The following is a 16,021-nucleotide window of genomic DNA, read 5'->3' as shown; positions in this document are numbered from 1 at the left end:
ACCAGCAGGCCGGCATCCGGCCCGACTTCATCTGCCTCTCCAAAGGCCTGACCGGCGGCACGCTGGCGCTGTCGGCCGTGCTCACCACCGACACGGTGTACGAGGCCTTCTACGACGACCGCACCGCGCGCGGCTTCCTGCATTCGCATTCGTACACCGGCAACCCGCTGGCCTGCCGCGCCGCGCTGGCCACGCTGGAGATCTTCGAGCAAGAAGACTGGATGGCGCGCAACCGCGCCACCGCCGCGCGGCTCACTGCGCAGTGCCAACCACTCACCGACCACCCGCGCGTGCAGCGCTCGCGCCAACTCGGCATGCTGTGGGCCTTCGACGTGGACACCTCCGACCCGACCTTTTCGCGCCGCTACCACGCTGCGGCTCTCACGCACGGCCTGCTGCTGCGCCCCATCGGCAGCACGCTGTACTTCATGCCGCCTTATGTGATCGACGAAGCCGAGAGCGCGTGGCTGGCCAGCGGGGCGCTCGCGGCCTTGAACGAGTCCCTGACATGACCATTGGCTACTTCGTCACCGGCACCGACACCGAAGTCGGCAAGACGCTGGTCAGCTGCGCCCTGCTGCTGCACCTGAGCACGCAGCACGCGCGCGTGGTCGGCATGAAGCCGGTGGCCGCCGGCACCGTGATGACCGCGAGCGGTGAAGACAACGAAGACGCGCAGTCGTTGCGCGCCGCCGGCTCCATCCAGGTGCCGCGCGAGCTCGACAACCCCTACTGCCTGCCGCTGCCCATGTCGCCGCACCTCGCGGCCCGCGCCGCCGGCGTGCGCATCGAGGTGCCGCTGCTGGTCGACCGCTACCGCCAGCTCGCCGCGCAGGCCGACGCCGTGGTGGTCGAAGGCGCCGGTGGCTTCCACGTGCCGCTCAACGACAGGCAGACCGGTGCCGACCTCGCCCAGGCCCTGCAGCTGCCGGTGCTGATGGTGGTCGGCCTGCGCCTGGGCTGCCTCAACCACGCCCTGCTCACCGCCGAAGCCATCCGCGCCCGTGGACTCGCGCTCGCCGGCTGGGTCGCCAACCGCATCGACCCGCAGATGCAAGGGCAGGAGGACAACATCGCCTACCTGCAAGAGCGGCTGGGCGCGCCGCTGTGGGCCGATGTACCGCGCATGGCACAGCCACAGCCCTCGGCAGTGCAGTGGCTGCGCTGAATGCCGGTGGCTACGTGTTGTAGCAATCGTTCTGCCTGGCGCTCCTAGAATTCGCCGCCTCGTTCGGCACCCTCACTCAGGAACACACATGAAAAAGACCCTTCTGGCACTCGCTGTCCTCCTCGCTTCCAGCTCCGCCATGGCCCAGCTCTACGTCGGCGCTGCCGGCGGCTTCACCAACCAGGATGTCAGCTGCTCCGGCTGGTCCAGCTGCGACAAGAGCGACACGGGCATCAAGCTCTACGCGGGCTACAAGTTCACCCCCATCGTCGCCGGCGAAGTGAGCTACACCGACTTCGGCAAGGTCAGCCTCGGCGCACCGGGCTTCTCCGGCAGCTACAAGGGCAGGGCGCTGGGCGTGGGCGCCGCGTTCAGCCTCCCGCTGGCCCCCAAGCTCACCGGCATCGGCCGCCTGGGCCTGGCGTCGACCGACGCTGACTACGACGCCAACACCAGCGTCTTCTCCAGCTCCTCGTCCGACAGCAGCATCCAGCCCTACTTCGGCCTGGCCGTCGGCTACGCGCTCACACCGCAGTTCAGCCTGACCGGCAGCTTCGACTACACCAACTTCGACTACCCGCGCGGTTCGGGCGGCGCCACGCTGTTCGCCATCGGTGTCAGCTACGCGTTCTGATCTTCGCGTCCTGAGTTGAGCCACGACTTCGACGCCCGGCTTGCGGCGCTCGACGCCGCCCACCTGCGCCGCACGCGGCGCGTGGTGGAGGCCAAGGACGGCCCGCACCTGCGGGTCGACGGCCAGCCGGTGCTGTCCTTCGCGAGCAACGACTACCTCGGCCTGGCCCAGCACCCGGCGCTGATCCGCGCGGCGCAGGAGGCGGCCGCGCGGTACGGCACGGGCTCCACCGGCTCGGCCATGCTGAGCGGCCACGAGGCCCCGCACGAGGCGCTGGAGCACGAGCTCGCCGCCTTCGCCGGCCGCGAACGCGCACTCTACTTCGGCTCGGGCTACATGGCCAACACCGGCATCATCCCGGCGCTGGTGGGCCGCGGCGATGCGGTGTTCTCCGATGCGCTCAACCACGCCTGCCTGATCGACGGCGTGCGCCTCTCGCGCGCCGAGTCGCACATCTTTCCGCACAACGACCTGGCCGCGCTGGCGCGGCAGCTGGCCGCCTCACCCGCGGCCCGCAAGCTCGTCGTCACCGACGCCGTGTTCAGCATGGATGGCGACATCGCGCCGCTGCGCGAGATGCTCGCGCTGTGCGAGCAGCACGACGCGCTGCTGATGATCGACGACGCGCACGGCTTCGGCGTGCTCGGCCCGGAAGGCCGCGGCACGGCGGCGCACCTCGGGCTGCAATCACCCCGCCTCATCTACATGGCCACGCTGGGCAAAGCGGCCGGCGTGTCCGGTGCCTTCGTCGCGGGCGACGACGCGGCGGTCGAATGGATCCTGCAGCGCGCGCGCACCTACATCTTCGCCACCTCCGCGCCGGCGATGGTGGTGCAGGCGGTGCGCGAAAGCCTGAAGGTGATCGCCGCCGAAGGCTGGCGCCGCGAGCACCTCGCCCGGCTGATCGCGCGCCTGCGCGCCGGCACGGCCGGGCTGCGCTGGCAGCACCCGGCCTCGCCCACCGCCATCCAGCCGCTCATCGTCGGCGGCAATGCCGAGGCGCTGGCCGTGATGGCCTCGCTCAAGGGGCAGGGCCTGTGGGTGCCCGCCATCCGACCGCCCACCGTGCCCGAAGGTACGGCGCGCTTGCGCATCTCGCTCTCGGCCGCCCACAGCGAGGCCGACATCGACCGCCTGCTCGCCGCCCTGCAGGCAGCCTAGGGAGCACTCCCCTGTCGCGAGCGGGGCCCCGCCCCTACCATCGCGCGCATGCACCCCTACCCCCACCTGCTCGCGCCGCTCGACCTCGGCTTCACCACCCTCAAGAACCGCGTGCTGATGGGCAGCATGCACACTGGCCTGGAGGACGGGCGCAAGCACTTCCCGGCCATGGCCGCCTTCTTCGCCGAGCGCGCGCGCGGCGGCGTGGGCCTGATGGTGACCGGCGGCTTCGCACCCAACATCGAAGGTTGGGCCAAGCCCTTCGCCGGCATGCTCACCACCAGCGGTGCGGCCAGGCGCCACAAGACGGTGACCGACGCCGTGCACGCCGAGGGCGGCAAGATCGCGCTGCAGATCCTGCACACCGGGCGCTACGGCTACCAGCCTTTCTGCGTGGCGCCCTCGCGCATCCAGAGCCCGATCTCGCCCTTCACGCCGCGCGAACTGAGCGCCCGCGGCATCGAACGGCAGATCCGCGCCTTCGTGCGCTGCGCCAAGCTGGCGCGCGAGGCCGGCTACGACGGCGTGGAAGTGATGGGCAGCGAGGGCTACTTCATCAACCAGTTCCTCGTCACCCACACCAACCAGCGTGAAGACGAATGGGGCGGCTCGTATGAGAACCGCATGCGCCTGGCGGTGGAGATCGTTCGCCGCACGCGCGAGGCGGTGGGGCCCGACTTCATCCTCATCTACCGCCTGTCGATGCTCGACCTGATCCCCCACGGCAGCTCCTGGGCCGAGGCGGTGCAGCTGGCCAAGGCCATCGCCGCGGCCGGCGCGACGATCATCAACACCGGCATCGGCTGGCACGAGGCGCGCGTGCCCACCATCGCCACCAGCGTGCCGCGCGGCGCCTTCGGCTGGGTCACGCAGAAGATGCGCCGCGAGCTGCGCGCCGCAGGGATCAACATCCCGCTCATCACCAGCAACCGCATCAACATGCCCGAGGTGGCCGAGCAGCTGCTGGCCGACGAGTGCGCCGACATGGTGAGCCTGGCGCGCCCGCTGCTGGCCGACGCCGAGTTCGTCAACAAGGCCGCGGCCAACCGCAGCGAGACCATCAACACCTGCATCGCCTGCAACCAGGCCTGCCTGGACCACACCTTCAAGTCTCAGCTCGCGAGCTGCCTGGTCAACCCGCGCGCGGGGCACGAGACCGAACTCGTGATCCGCATGGCCCCGAAGAAGAAACGCTTCGCCGTGGTCGGCGCCGGCCCGGCCGGGCTGGCCGCCGCCACCACGCTGGCCGAGCGTGGCCACGCCGTGCACCTGTTCGAGGCCGCATCGATGATCGGCGGCCAGTTCAACATGGCCAAGCGCATCCCCGGCAAGGAGGAGTTCGTCGAGGCGCTGCGCTACTTCCGCCAGCGCATCGACGAGACCGGCGTCACGCTCTCGCTCGACACGCGCGTGGCGGCCGACGACCTGCGCGAGTTCGACGAGGTCATCCTCGCCACCGGCGTGCTGCCGCGCGACCCCAAGATCCCCGGCAGCGACGGCCCCAACGTGCTGAGCTACGTCGACGTGCTGCTGCACAAGAAGCCCGTGGGTCAACGCGTGGCCATCGTCGGCGCCGGCGGCATCGGCTTCGACGTGGCCGAGTACCTGGTCACCGCACCCGGCCACTCGCCCACGCTGAACCTGCAGGAGTGGCTCACCGAGTGGGGCGTGGCCGACCCCGAGGCCGTGCGCGGCGGCGTCGTGCGCGCCCAGCCCACGCCGCCGGCCCGCCAGGTGACGCTGCTGCAGCGCAAGAGCGGCAAGCTGGGCAAGGGACTCGGCAAGACCACTGGCTGGATCCACCGCGCGGCGCTGCAGATGAAGCAGGTGGAGATGATCGGCGGCGTCAACTACGAGCGCATCACGCCGCAGGGCCTGTTCGTCACCTACGGCGAGAAGCGCAGCGACGGCCAGCTCATCGAGTGCGACACCGTGGTGCTGTGCGCCGGCCAGGAGCCGCTGCGCGAGTTGCTGGAGCCCTTCCGCGCGGCCGGCATCCCCACGCACCTGATCGGCGGGGCCGACGAGGCGGGCGAGCTCGACGCGAAGCGTGCCATCGACCAGGGCACGCGGCTGGCGGCCTCGCTGTAGAACCGTCACCCCGGCGGACGCCGGGGTCCACTGCCACGGGTGGATACCGGCGCGACCGAAGGTCGGCCTGTCCTGAGCCTGCCGAAGGGCCGGTATGACATGCGGGTTGCTTTACATGCGTTGACACGGGGGACGCACCCGCCACACATGCGCTGACCACACTGGTCAGCCATGAGACTCGCCTCCCCGCTTGCCGTCGCCGTGGCCCTGGCCCTCAGCGGCTGCGCCTCGCTCACCGCGCGCCACGAGCCGTTGCCCGGGGTGGCCGTGCCCGCGCAATGGACGGCCACACCGGCCACTGACAACGCCACCGCGCTCGCCGGCTGGTGGCAGCGCTTCAACGACCCGCAGCTGAGCCAGCTCGTCACGCAGGCCCTGCAGGCCAACACCACCGTGCGCAGCGCGCAGGCCGCGTTGGCCCAGGCGCGTGCGCTGCGCGACGTGCAGTCGGCCCAGCTCGGCCCCACGCTCGGCGCCTCGGCATCGGCCCAGCGCAACAAGGTGGGCGACGCGCCGGCCGGCAACAGCTATCACGCCGGCTTCGACGCCAGCTGGGAGCCCGACCTCTTCGGCGGCAAGCAGGCCGCGCTCTCCGCCAGCGAGGCCGATGCCCGCGCCAGCCAGGCCACGCTCGCCAGCACGCAGGTGTCGATCGCCGCCGAGGTGGCGGTGGCCTACATGCAGCTGCGCGGCGCGCAGGCGCGCCTGGCGCTCGCGCGCAGCAACCTCGCGAGCCAGCAGGAGACGCTGCAGATCACCGAGTGGCGGGTGCAGGCGGGCCTCGCCACCTCGCTCGACCTCGCGCAATCGCGCACCGCCACCGAGCAGACCAGCGCGCTGATCCCCACGCTGCAGACCAGCATCGCCCAGACCCAGCACGCGCTGGCCGTGCTCACCGGCCAGGCGCCCACCGCGCTGCAGGCCAAGGTCGAGGCCGCCGTGCCGGTGCCCCTGCCGGCCGACGACCTGGTGCTGAGCATCCCCGCGCAGACGCTGCGCCAGCGCCCCGACGTGCGCGCCGCCGAGCAGCAGGTCGCCGCGGCGCTCGCACGCGTGTCGCAGGCCGATGCGGCGCGTTATCCCAGCTTCAACCTGAGCGGCTCGGTGGGCCTGTCGGCCATCGCGCTCAGCTCGCTCACGAGCGGTGCCTCGCTGGTGAGTGGCCTGCTCGGCAGCGTCTCGGTGCCGCTGTTCGATGGCGGTGCGGCGCGCGCCCAGGTGCGCTCGCAGGAGGCCGGCCTGGAGCAGGCGCGCGTCGCCTACCAGGCGGTGGTGCTCAACGCGCTGCAGGAGGTGGAGGACTCGCTGGCCGCCCTGCGCGGCGACCGAGAGCGCCTGCAACGCCTGCGCAACGCCAGCGACTCGGCCGAGCAGGCCGCGCTGCTCGCCACGAACCGCTACAGCAGCGGCCTGGTCGACTTCCAGACCGTGCTCGACACGCAGCGCTCGCTGCTCGCCACGCAGGACGCCGTGGCCAGCACGCAGGCCGAGCTCAGCGCCGACCACGTGCGCCTCTACAAGGCCCTGGGCGGCGGCTGGGAAGGTGGTCATCCCGGCGAAGGCCGGGATCCACTGGCCACACCCACCTCACTGTCACCTGTGGACCCCGGCATGCGCCGGGGTGACGACACATGAACGCCAACACGAACCCCCAAGACCTCGCCGCCCTGCTCGACGAGCCGCCTCCCCGCCCGTGGTGGCGCCGGCCCGCAACTTGGCTCGCCGCCGCCACGCTGATGGCGGCGATCGCCGGCGCCGCGGTGTGGCTCTCGGGCCGCGAGGCCCAGGCCGCGCCCAGCTACGCCACACAGGCGGTCAGCCGCGGCAACCTCACCCTGCAGGTCACCGCCAACGGCACGCTGCAGCCCACGCGCTCGGTCAACATCGGCAGCGAACTCTCCGGCACCGTGTCGCGCGTGCTGGTCGACGTGAACGACCGCGTCAAGAAGGGCCAGGTGCTGGTCGAGCTCGACACGGCCAAGCTGTCCGACCAGATCCTGCGTTCGCGCGCCTCGCTCGCCTCGGCGCGCGCCAAGGTCGCGCAGGCCACGGCCACGCTGAAGGAAGCGCAGGGCAACCTGGCGCGGCTGGAAGAGGTGGCCCAGCTCTCGGGCGGCAAGGTGCCCTCCAAGGCCGAGCTCGACACCGGCCGCGCCACCGCCGAGCGCGCTGCGGCCGACGAAGCCGCCGCCCGCGCAGCCGTGGCCGATGCGCAGGCCGCACTCTCCACCGACGAGACCAACCTGAAGAAGGCCTCGATCCGCTCGCCCACCGACGGCGTGGTGCTCACGCGCACGGTCGACCCCGGCAACGCGGTGGCCGCCTCGCTGCAGGCCGTCACGCTCTTCACCATCGCCGAAGACCTCACGCAGCTGCGCCTGCAGGTCAGCGTGGACGAGGCCGACGTGGGCGCGGTGCAGGTCGGCCAGAAGGCCAGCTTCACCGTCAGCGCCTACCCGGGCCGCAAGTACCCGGCCAGCGTGACGCGCGTGGCCTTTGGGTCGACCATCACCGAGAACGTGGTCACCTACGTGACCTACCTCGACGTGGACAACAGCGACATGAGCCTGCGCCCCGGCATGACGGCCACGGCGACCGTCACCGCCACCGAACGCAAGGACGTGCTGCTGGTGCCCAACACCGCGCTGCGCTTCACGCCGGCACAGGCGCGAAGTGGTTCCAACAGCAAGGGCGCAAGCGTGCTGACCAGCCTGATGCCGCGCCCGCCGGGCGGCATGGCACCACGCCGCGCCGGAGGGAACAACAACACCAGCGCCAGCACCGCCGCCACCCGCCAGGTCTGGGTGCTGCGCGACGGTGCGCCGGTGGCCATCACCGTCACATCCGGCATCACGGACGGCCGCATGACCGAGGTGAGCAGCCCGGAGCTGAAGGAAGGCATGGCCGTCATGACCGACCAGCGCAGCGGAAACGCCAAATGAGTGAACCCCTCATCCAGCTGCGTGGCGTGAAGCGCATCTACGGCGAAGGCGACGTCGCCCTGCTCGCCCTGAAAGGCGTGGACCTGACCGTGCACGCTGGCGAGTTCGTCGCCGTGATGGGCCCGAGCGGCTCGGGCAAGTCGACCGCGATGAACACGCTCGGCTGCCTCGACCGGCCGAGCGCCGGCGAGTACCTGTTCCAGGGCGTGCACGTCGAGAACCTGACGCGCGACCAGCGGGCGCGCCTGCGCCGCCGCTACCTGGGCTTCGTGTTCCAGGGCTTCAACCTGCTGGCCCGCACCTCGGCGCAGGAGAACGTGGAGCTGCCCCTGCTCTACCGCGGCGAAGACGCCGCCACGCGCCGCGAGGCCGCCAGGGAAGCCTTGGCTTCGGTGGGCCTGGCCGGCTGGGAGCACCACATGCCCAACCAGCTCTCGGGCGGGCAGCAGCAGCGCGTGGCCATCGCACGCGCCATCGTCACCCAGCCCGCCGTGCTGCTGGCCGACGAGCCCACCGGCAACCTCGACAGCCAGCGCAGCGTGGAGATCATGGAGCTCTTGTGGCGGCTCAACGTGGAGCGTGGCATCACGGTGCTGATGGTCACGCACGAGCCCGACATGGCGGCCTATGCCAAGCGCGTGGTGCGCTTCGTCGACGGGCGCATCGCCAGCGACGAGCCCAACCCGCATCCGGTGGCGGCCCGCAGCACGGAGGCCTTGCACTGATGTGGCTCAGCACCCTGCTGCTCGCGCTGCGCTCGATCCGGCGCAACCTGCTGCGCTCCTTCCTCACCATCCTCGGCATCGTGATCGGCGTGAGCGCGGTCATCACCATGGTCACGCTGGGCAACGGCGCGACGCTGGCGGTGCAGCAGCAGATCTCGAGCTTGGGCACCAACCTCTTGATGGTGCGCCCCGGCCAACGCATGGGCCCGGGCGGCGGTGCCGGTGCGCCCTCTTTCAAGGAGACCGACGCGCAGGCCGTGGCCACGCAGATCGGCGGCGTGCAGGCGGTGGCGCCCGAAGCGCGCGCCGCGGTCACCGTGGTGGCCAACGGCCGCAACTGGGCCACCAACGTCACCGGCAGCAGCAACAGCTGGTTCGACATCAGCAACTGGACCATCGCGAGCGAGGGCCGCCGCTTCAGCGACGAAGAGCTGCAGGCCGGCGCCGCCGTGTGCATCGTCGGCCAGACGGTGCAGCGCGAGCTGTTCGGCGGCCGCAGCGCTTTGGGCGAGCAGGTGCGCGTCAAGCAGTTCTCGTGCACCGTGATCGGCGTGCTCAATTCCAAGGGCCAGGCCGCCATGGGCAACGACCAGGACGACGTGGTCGTGGTGCCGCTGCGCACGCTGCAGCGGCGCGTCACCGGCAACCAGCGCGTCAACACGCTGCTGGTGTCGATGAAGGACGGCAGCGACGCCGACAGCGTCAAGGCCAGCCTCAACCGCCTGCTGCGCGAGCGCCGCAAGCTGGCCGAGGCCGACGACGACAACTTCAACGTGCTCGACACCAAGCAGCTCGCCGACACGCTCTCGGGCACGACGCAGGTGCTGACCACGCTGCTCGGCGCGGTGGCCGCGGTGAGCCTGCTGGTGGGGGGCATCGGCATCATGAACATCATGCTGGTCAGCGTGACCGAGCGCACCCGCGAGATCGGCCTGCGCCTGGCCATCGGCGCGCTGGAGCGCGAGGTGCTGCTGCAGTTCCTGATCGAGGCGGTGGCGCTGGCCGCGCTGGGCGGGCTGGTGGGCATCGTGCTGGCCACGGGCGCGTCGATCGCGCTGGCCCACGTGATGGGCGTGCCCTATGTGTTCGACCCCGCCATCAACCTGCTCTCGTTCGCCTTCTCGGCCGGCATCGGCGTGGTGTTCGGCTTCTTCCCGGCACGCCGGGCGGCGCAACTCGACCCGATCGAGGCCTTACGTCACGAATAGCCGATTTCTGACCGGCGGACAGGGTTTTCGCGCACCCGTGCCAAATCCCGAACGGCTAACCTGTGGGCTTTGCTGCACCGCACAAATTCCATGAAACCAGACCACCCGTTCGCCAAGCTGATGGCCCAGGCCACCACGCTGACCCGGCGCGGCAGCCTGGCCGAAGCCACCCAGGCCATCCAGCGCGCCCTGCACCTCCACCGCACCGAGCCGGCGGCGGCGCCCGCCGAAGCGGCCGACAGCGTGATCGTGCTCGACGGCCTGGTGCGCGAGATCGAGCCGTCCTTCGACGCGCCGGCCACCCCGGCTCCGCCCACGCCCGCCCGCTTCGACGAGCTGCCCTTCGCCACCGCCCAGGGCCTGCGCCACTACAAGCTCTTCTGCCCCGCCGGCCTGGCCGACGACCAGGCCGCGCCCCTAGTGCTGATGCTGCACGGCTGCAAGCAGAACCCGGACGACTTCGCCATCGGCACGCGCATGAACGAGGTCGCGCAGGAACGCGGCTGGCGCGTGCTCTACCCGGCCCAGCCGCCGCGATCCAACGGCCACCGATGCTGGAACTGGTTTCAGCCCGGCGACCAGCAGCGCGGCCAGGGCGAGCCGGCGCTGCTGGCGGCCATCACCCGCCACGTGATGAAGACCCACGCGGCCGACGCCGAACGCGTCTACGTGGCCGGGCTCTCTGCCGGGGGCGCGATGGCGGCCATCCTGGCCAACGAATACCCCGACCTCTTCGCTGCGGTGGGCGTGCATTCGGGCCTGCCGCAGGGCGCGGCGCACGACGTGGCCACCGCCTTCCAGGCGATGAAGCACGGCCCGCGCGGCGCCACCCAGGCGCCGCGCTTGCCGCTGATCGTCTTCCACGGCGACCACGACACCACCGTGCACCCGCGCAACAGCGAGCTGCTGCTCGCCGGCGAAGTGCCGTCGGAAGTGGAGACCGGCGTGTCGGAAGGCGGCCACACCTGGGTGCGCAGCCGATTCCGCGACGCCAGCGGCGGGCTCATCGCCGAGCACTGGCTGGTGCAGGGCAGCGGCCACGCCTGGCAGGGCGGCAGCCCCAAGGGCAGCTACACCGATGCCCAGGGGCCGGATGCCTCGCGCGAGATGCTGCGCTTCTTCAGCGGGCAGAGGTTGGCAAGCCCCTAGGCTGACGCGGGCGTCATCCGTCCCCCAAGGGGAGCGGCCGGCTTGGGGCGGCCCGGCGCCGGCCCTGCTAAGCCTCGACCTTGACGCCCTTCCAGAACGCCACCCGCCCCTTGATCTGCGCGGCCGCCTCGCTCGGCTCGGGGTAGTACCAAACCGCGTCGGGGTTCATCTCGCCGTTGACGAACAGGCTGTAGTAGTACGCCTGGCCCTTCCAGGGGCAGCTCGTGCGGTGGTTGCTGAAGCTCACGTACTCGCGCTTCAGGCTGCTCTCGGGGAAGTAGTGGTTGCCTTCGACGACCACGGTGTCGTCGCTCTCGGCGAGGGTCACGCCGTTCCAGGTGGCTTTCATGGGGCTCCTTCGTTGCAGGGCCGCAGCGTGCCACGGAACCGCAAAGCCATGAAAAAAGCCCGCCGGTCGGCGGGCTTTGGGTGCCAGGCGCAAACGCGGCGGTCTACTGGTTGACCGACAGGTAATACGAGCCGCTGCCGCTGCCGTTGTTCAGCGTTGGCAACGACAGGGCGGACATGCCCATGCCACGTACCACCAGGCCGTTGAAGCCGCGCACGGTCACCGTGCCGCCGCCCGTGGTGGGCGCGGTGCCATCGGCGCGCGACACCCAGCCATTGCGCGGGCTGTTGGCGGTGACGGTCTCGCTGTGGCCATCGGAGGCTGCCACGCGCGTCCAGGTGGTTGCATCGGCCGCTGTCACGTTGTAGTCGTTCACCGCGATGGCCGAGGTGGCCTGCAGGTTGATGCCGGCCCACAGGCCCCACGACAGCTGGCGCGTGCCCACGGCCACCGGCGAGGTGGCGCGCTGCGGCGTCCAGATGCTGAAGCTGCCGTTGCCGGCCAGCACCACCAGCATCAGGTCGCCGTTGCCGGCGCGGTAGGCGAACAGGCGATCGGTCCAGTTCTCGGTGCTGTTCACCAGGTTGAAGCCGCCACTGGCGTTGACCGACACGTTGATGTTCAAGCCGCTGATGGCCTGGCAGGTGGTGATGTTCTCGCAGTACGACAGGTTGGTCAGCGCGCCAGCAGCGCTCAGGCTGGCACTCGACGAATCGGCGTAGTAGGTGCCGTTGTCGGCACGCTCGAAGCCGATCGACTGCCAGGCGCCCGCCAGGTCGGCCACCGCATGCACCTGCTCGGGGAAGGCAATGCCGAGGCGGCGCACGCCGCCCGCTTCCATCGTGCGGATCGCCACCACCCCCGCCTGCGACACCACGAGCTCGGCCCCGTTGGCGGTCGTGAAGCTGCAGGGCGTGCCGGTGGGGGTGAACTGGTTGGGGCCGTCTTCGTCGGTGAAGACCCCGGTCGTGGCGTTGAACGTGCCCGTGCCCGTCGAATACTCGCCTGCGTTGGCCAGCTGCGGCACGATGACGCGGTAGGTGCCGCTGCGCAGCGCGCTGCAGGTCGCCGAGGCCGGCTGCAGCAGCGCCTGCGGCGGCAGCGAGGCCGTGTTGGTGGTCTGGGTGGTGTTGGCCGGCGAGGCGCGCACCACCTGGTCGGTCAGGGTGGCCAAGCTCAAGCCGCGCGCCGTGAGGCGCAGCGCCAGTGCGTCCAGCGCCTGGTCGTAGGCGTTGCCGGCGGTGCCGCCCACGGCGGCGACCAGCGTGCCATTGAGCAGGTTGCCGACGGTCGAGGCGTTGACGCCGCCCTGGGTCAGCACCGAGACGATGTTGGCGTGCGCGGCCTGCACGCGCGCCGGGGTGAGCGCATCGGCAGCCGCGTCGTTGAAGGCGCCGTAGTACGCGGCAGGCGTCGTGCCGGCGATGCTGGCGACGATGAGCTGCGTGGCCGGCGTGAGGTGGGCTGTGCCGCCGCCCTGGGCCACCGAATGCAGCACCGTGGCACCGCTCGTGGCGCGCAGCATGCAGGGCAGGCTTCCGGTGCTGAGCGCGATGCTGTAGCTGCCGTTGGCAGCCGCGGTGGCCGAACCGGTGCTGCCCCCGCGGCACTTGGCCTCGACGGTCGCACCCGCCAGGGCCGCGCCCGTGGCGGCCACGCCGCTCAGGCTGACTCCCGGCGCCGGCGGTGGCGGGCTGTCGGAACCCCCGCCACCCCCGCAGGCGGCGAGCGTGGCGAGCGAGGCCACCGACAACATCAATGAGGCAAGACGAGACATGGTCAACTCCCTGAGTGTGATTTGGACAGCCGTGCAAGTTTGCCGTCAGCCTTCGGCAGACACCCCACCTGTTCAGGGGGATGCGGGCGAAACCCCACGGCGCAGACACCGCCCGAAAAACAGGGGGCAGGCTAAGGACGCGCAGCCCTTCGCGCATCCTTCGAATTGACGAAACCCCCTCAGGCGTACTGCGCCACCGCCTTGCGCAAGCGCTCGCGCAGCAGGCCCACCAAGGCCTTGTCGCCCTTCACCTCCACGCTGTCGCCGTGGCGCAGGATGTCCATCACCAGCTCGGTCGGCTCGGTGTAGGGCACGCGCAGTTCATAGCGGCCATCGTCCAGCCAGCGGCCCTGCTGTCGCGCGTGCCACTCCTCCACCGCCACCCACTGCGCGGCGTCGGCCTGGAACACGAGCGTGGCCCACTTCACCTGCGCACCGGCCCCGCTGTAGATGCCGTAGCCGGCATCGAGCTCGGCCTCCAGGTCTTTCACGGCCACGTTGCGCGCCTTGCTGTCTTGCGGCTGAGCTTCCTGGATCGCGTCGAGCGCGAAGCGGCGCAGGCCCTCGCTCGCGTGGCACCACGCGTCCAGGTACCAGGTGTTGCGGTAGTTCACCAGCCGCTGCGGCGAGACCTCGCGCTCGCTGGTGCTGCGGTCGCTGCGCTTGAAGTAACGCAGCCACACGCGCTTGCGCTGCACCAGCGCGCTGCCCAGCAGCTCGAAGTGACGGCTGGGCGCACGCCGGCGCGCGGTGGAGATCACCTTCACGCGGCGCATCAGCTCGCGCGCCTCGCTCTCGTCGGCGCCCAGCATGCCCTGCAGCTTGTCCATCATCGGCTGCAGGTGGCGCGACAGCACGCCGTCGTCGTCCAAGCCGGCCATCAGCTGGTGCATGGTGAGCAGCGCGGTGATCTCCTTTTCGCTGAACCACAGGCCCGGCAGCTCGTGCCGCGGCCCCGCGCCGGCGGCGGCCTGCTCGAAGCGGTAGCCGTTGTCGAAGCGGTCGTAGACGATGGGCGCGCTCAGCCGGTCGCGCAGGTACTGCAGGTCGCGCTTGAGCGTGGCGGGGGAGACATCGAGCTCCTCGCGCAGCGCCTCGAAGCTCACGCAGCCGCGGCCGCGCAGCAGCAGTTCGATCTTGTAGAAGCGTTCGGTCCGGTCCATGGCGCACTGATCTCATGTCACTGGCTCACCAGATGAGCCACCTGCGGCGAGCATACCCGCTGAGGCGGATTCGCCACAGCATTTGGTAGCTCACGCAATGAGCCACCCGGCCGCAACACTGGCTCCATCGCTGCATCGGTGCAGCGAACCTCAACGGAGCCGACATGACGACCGAACTCAACACCGACACGCGCCTCAACGCACACACCAGCCTCACCACCCACGAGCACATCGGCTTCGAGCTGGGTTGGGACTACGCGCACTACCACGTCAACCCGCCGGCTCCGTACGCCCAGGAGCCGTCGCCCCTGCGCAGCGGCTGGCTCGCCGGCCAGGCCACTTTCGGCACGCGCACGCTGGAGCCCACGCGCCACGTGCGCAAGTGGCTGCAGCTGCGCCTGCACGCCTGGCTGCGCGGCCGCAGCGTCGAGCTGGTCCAGGTCACTCCGCACTACCTGCAGCAGATCGACGTGGGCCACTGCCCCATCACCCGCATGCCGCTCAGCAGCGCCACGCTGGAGGGGACCGATGCGTCGATCGACCGCGTGCGCAGCGATGCGGGCTATGCGGCCGGCAACCTCGCCGTGATGAGCACCAAAGCCAACCACGCCAAGGCGGCGCGCGGCTTCCGCGAGGCGCTGGACCAGGTGCACCGCATCGAGGAAGGCCGGCTCGGCGGCGTGGATGGCCTGAGCGCCGAGCAGTGGTCGCGCGTGGCGGTGCTGTGCAGCTACGTCGAGTCGCTGCACCACGAGGTGGCCGCCGCGCTGCCCATGCTGGTGCTGCCGCCCAACCGCCTGCGCCTGTTCAACCCGGTGCAGGCGCTGCAGGCCTTCATCAGCCAGCAGCTGCTCACGCCGGGCTGGAGCCACCGCATGGCGCGCTTCGAAGACCTGCTGCCGGGCAAGACGCTCAAGCGCGACTTCCAGACGTTCTTCCACGCCTTGCTGCCGCGCGTGCTCGAGGCCAGCAGGAACGCCACGCCCGAGGCCCAGCGCTGGGCGATTGAAGACGCCTGGCGCAACCCCCTCGCGCTGCAGCGTTGGACGGCGTTTGCGCGGCAGCTCTCGCCAGCGCAGTGCGAAGCGCTGGTGGCCAAGGCGAGTGCCAAGAAGCTGGGGACAGTGCGGGTGCAGCAGATAGAGGATGGGTCGGCGACGGAGGGGTGGAACCTGGAGACACGGGGGTATGTGCCGCATGCGGTGTTGCGCAAGCGCAGTGCCGTGCCGCGGCAGATGTCGCTGCTCGGGTGATGGCTTCGTGTGCCTCAGTCCGTTCGGGCTGAGGTATCGAAGCCTCGTGCCCGCTGTGCGTGGTGTGTTTCTTCCTACTTCCAACGGGTGCGCCGGGAGTCCGCCCCGGCGGGCGGGTCACTTTCATTTGTCGCGCCAAATGAAAGTAACCAAAGCAAAGGCGCTCTTCATCTGGCCGAACTGCGTGGCTTCAAGTCTCCTCGGCTTGTCTTCGCCGTGCCACAGGATCGGCCGAACATCTGCTGCGACAGCACTACTCTTCGTCTCGCCTCGCTTCGCTTCGGCTGAACCGTCTTTCCAAGGCAAAGCGAAGCGAGCCGGGACACGATGCCGAAGGCGAGCTTTCTCTTCGGGCCCCTTGGTGAGCCGTCGAGCAGCGCAGGGCTTGGGGGCTGCGTGCG

General features: G+C 70.6%; 15 protein-coding genes. 11 read left to right on the top strand and 4 right to left on the bottom strand.

The window, feature by feature from the left end:
• The 10 genes from VFL64_RS02515 to VFL64_RS02470 form a co-directional block, all read left to right on the top strand.
• On the top strand, positions 1–512 hold a 512-nt coding region (locus tag VFL64_RS02515), incomplete at its 5' end, for an aminotransferase class III-fold pyridoxal phosphate-dependent enzyme (RefSeq protein WP_489538807.1).
• On the top strand, positions 509–1,168 hold the full coding sequence (bioD, locus tag VFL64_RS02510; protein WP_489538806.1) for a dethiobiotin synthase: 660 nt from the start codon (positions 509–511) through the stop codon (positions 1,166–1,168). The genes VFL64_RS02515 and bioD, both read left to right, overlap by 4 nt.
• Before the next feature lie 88 nt (positions 1,169–1,256).
• Complete coding sequence (locus VFL64_RS02505) at positions 1,257–1,802, top strand: outer membrane beta-barrel protein (protein WP_489538805.1); 546 nt, start codon at positions 1,257–1,259, stop codon at positions 1,800–1,802.
• Between the two features lie 15 nt (positions 1,803–1,817).
• Positions 1,818–2,963, top strand: a complete 1,146-nt coding sequence (bioF, locus tag VFL64_RS02500) for an 8-amino-7-oxononanoate synthase (RefSeq protein WP_489538804.1) — start codon at positions 1,818–1,820, stop codon at positions 2,961–2,963.
• A gap of 48 nt (positions 2,964–3,011) precedes the next feature.
• Positions 3,012–5,054 (top strand): oxidoreductase, encoded by a 2,043-nt coding sequence (locus tag VFL64_RS02495; RefSeq protein WP_489538803.1) that lies wholly within the window; start codon positions 3,012–3,014, stop codon positions 5,052–5,054.
• Between the two features lie 171 nt (positions 5,055–5,225).
• Entirely contained in the window at positions 5,226–6,689 is a 1,464-nt protein-coding gene (locus VFL64_RS02490) for an efflux transporter outer membrane subunit (RefSeq protein ID WP_489538802.1), read from the top strand.
• A complete protein-coding gene (locus tag VFL64_RS02485; protein WP_489538801.1) occupies positions 6,686–7,996 on the top strand; it encodes an efflux RND transporter periplasmic adaptor subunit in 1,311 nt (436 codons plus the stop codon). The genes VFL64_RS02490 and VFL64_RS02485 overlap by 4 nt, the downstream gene beginning before the upstream one ends.
• Positions 7,993–8,721, top strand: coding sequence for an ABC transporter ATP-binding protein (locus VFL64_RS02480; RefSeq protein ID WP_489538800.1), 729 nt, complete (start codon positions 7,993–7,995; stop codon positions 8,719–8,721). The genes VFL64_RS02485 and VFL64_RS02480 overlap by 4 nt, the downstream gene beginning before the upstream one ends.
• A complete protein-coding gene (locus tag VFL64_RS02475) occupies positions 8,721–9,929 on the top strand; it encodes an ABC transporter permease (protein ID WP_489538799.1) in 1,209 nt (402 codons plus the stop codon). Before VFL64_RS02480 ends, VFL64_RS02475 begins: the two co-directional genes overlap by 1 nt.
• A gap of 90 nt (positions 9,930–10,019) precedes the next feature.
• On the top strand, positions 10,020–11,078 hold the full coding sequence (locus tag VFL64_RS02470; protein ID WP_489538798.1) for an extracellular catalytic domain type 1 short-chain-length polyhydroxyalkanoate depolymerase: 1,059 nt from the start codon (positions 10,020–10,022) through the stop codon (positions 11,076–11,078).
• 67 nt (positions 11,079–11,145) lie between these two features.
• On the opposite strand, the gene VFL64_RS02465 is transcribed toward VFL64_RS02470, so the two are convergent.
• The 3 genes from VFL64_RS02465 to VFL64_RS02455 all read right to left on the bottom strand — a co-directional run bounded on the left by VFL64_RS02465 (position 11,146) and on the right by VFL64_RS02455 (position 14,367).
• Positions 11,146–11,445 (bottom strand): DUF427 domain-containing protein, encoded by a 300-nt coding sequence (locus VFL64_RS02465; RefSeq protein ID WP_489538808.1) that lies wholly within the window; start codon positions 11,443–11,445, stop codon positions 11,146–11,148.
• Between the two features lie 85 nt (positions 11,446–11,530).
• Positions 11,531–13,204, bottom strand: coding sequence for a hypothetical protein (locus VFL64_RS02460; protein ID WP_489538797.1), 1,674 nt, complete (start codon positions 13,202–13,204; stop codon positions 11,531–11,533).
• A gap of 179 nt (positions 13,205–13,383) precedes the next feature.
• The gene (locus tag VFL64_RS02455) at positions 13,384–14,367 is read right to left on the bottom strand and encodes a helix-turn-helix transcriptional regulator (RefSeq protein WP_489538796.1); all 984 of its coding nucleotides are present in this window, start codon (positions 14,365–14,367) and stop codon (positions 13,384–13,386) included.
• A gap of 164 nt (positions 14,368–14,531) precedes the next feature.
• Here VFL64_RS02455 and VFL64_RS02450 point away from each other — a divergent pair, with 164 nt between their 5' ends.
• The gene (locus VFL64_RS02450) at positions 14,532–15,620 is read left to right on the top strand and encodes a hypothetical protein (protein ID WP_489538795.1); all 1,089 of its coding nucleotides are present in this window, start codon (positions 14,532–14,534) and stop codon (positions 15,618–15,620) included.
• Positions 15,621–15,743: 123 nt separating this feature from the next.
• On the opposite strand, the gene VFL64_RS02445 is transcribed toward VFL64_RS02450, so the two are convergent.
• The coding region (locus tag VFL64_RS02445; protein ID WP_489538794.1) for a hypothetical protein at positions 15,744–16,021 on the bottom strand (278 nt) is incomplete at its 5' end.

Origin of the sequence: Rhizobacter sp., from assembly GCF_035702065.1 — a bacterium.
GTDB lineage: Bacteria > Pseudomonadota > Gammaproteobacteria > Burkholderiales > Burkholderiaceae_C > Rhizobacter.
Note: the sequence above shows the minus strand (reverse complement) of the source record. Positions and strands in the feature narration are given on the sequence as shown.

Excerpts from the sequence above, each read along its gene's own strand:
- bioD (WP_489538806.1), top strand. The coding sequence starts at position 509 with ATGACCATTGGCTACTTCGTCACCGGCACCGACACCGAAGTCGGCAAG.
- VFL64_RS02505 (WP_489538805.1), top strand. The coding sequence starts at position 1,257 with ATGAAAAAGACCCTTCTGGCACTCGCTGTCCTCCTCGCTTCCAGCTCC.
- VFL64_RS02495 (WP_489538803.1), top strand. The coding sequence starts at position 3,012 with ATGCACCCCTACCCCCACCTGCTCGCGCCGCTCGACCTCGGCTTCACC.
- VFL64_RS02490 (WP_489538802.1), top strand. The coding sequence starts at position 5,226 with ATGAGACTCGCCTCCCCGCTTGCCGTCGCCGTGGCCCTGGCCCTCAGC.
- VFL64_RS02485 (WP_489538801.1), top strand. The coding sequence starts at position 6,686 with ATGAACGCCAACACGAACCCCCAAGACCTCGCCGCCCTGCTCGACGAG.
- VFL64_RS02480 (WP_489538800.1), top strand. The coding sequence starts at position 7,993 with ATGAGTGAACCCCTCATCCAGCTGCGTGGCGTGAAGCGCATCTACGGC.
- VFL64_RS02475 (WP_489538799.1), top strand. The coding sequence starts at position 8,721 with ATGTGGCTCAGCACCCTGCTGCTCGCGCTGCGCTCGATCCGGCGCAAC.
- VFL64_RS02470 (WP_489538798.1), top strand. The coding sequence starts at position 10,020 with ATGAAACCAGACCACCCGTTCGCCAAGCTGATGGCCCAGGCCACCACG.
- VFL64_RS02460 (WP_489538797.1), bottom strand. The coding sequence starts at position 13,204 with ATGTCTCGTCTTGCCTCATTGATGTTGTCGGTGGCCTCGCTCGCCACG.
- VFL64_RS02455 (WP_489538796.1), bottom strand. The coding sequence starts at position 14,367 with ATGGACCGGACCGAACGCTTCTACAAGATCGAACTGCTGCTGCGCGGC.
- VFL64_RS02450 (WP_489538795.1), top strand. The coding sequence starts at position 14,532 with ATGACGACCGAACTCAACACCGACACGCGCCTCAACGCACACACCAGC.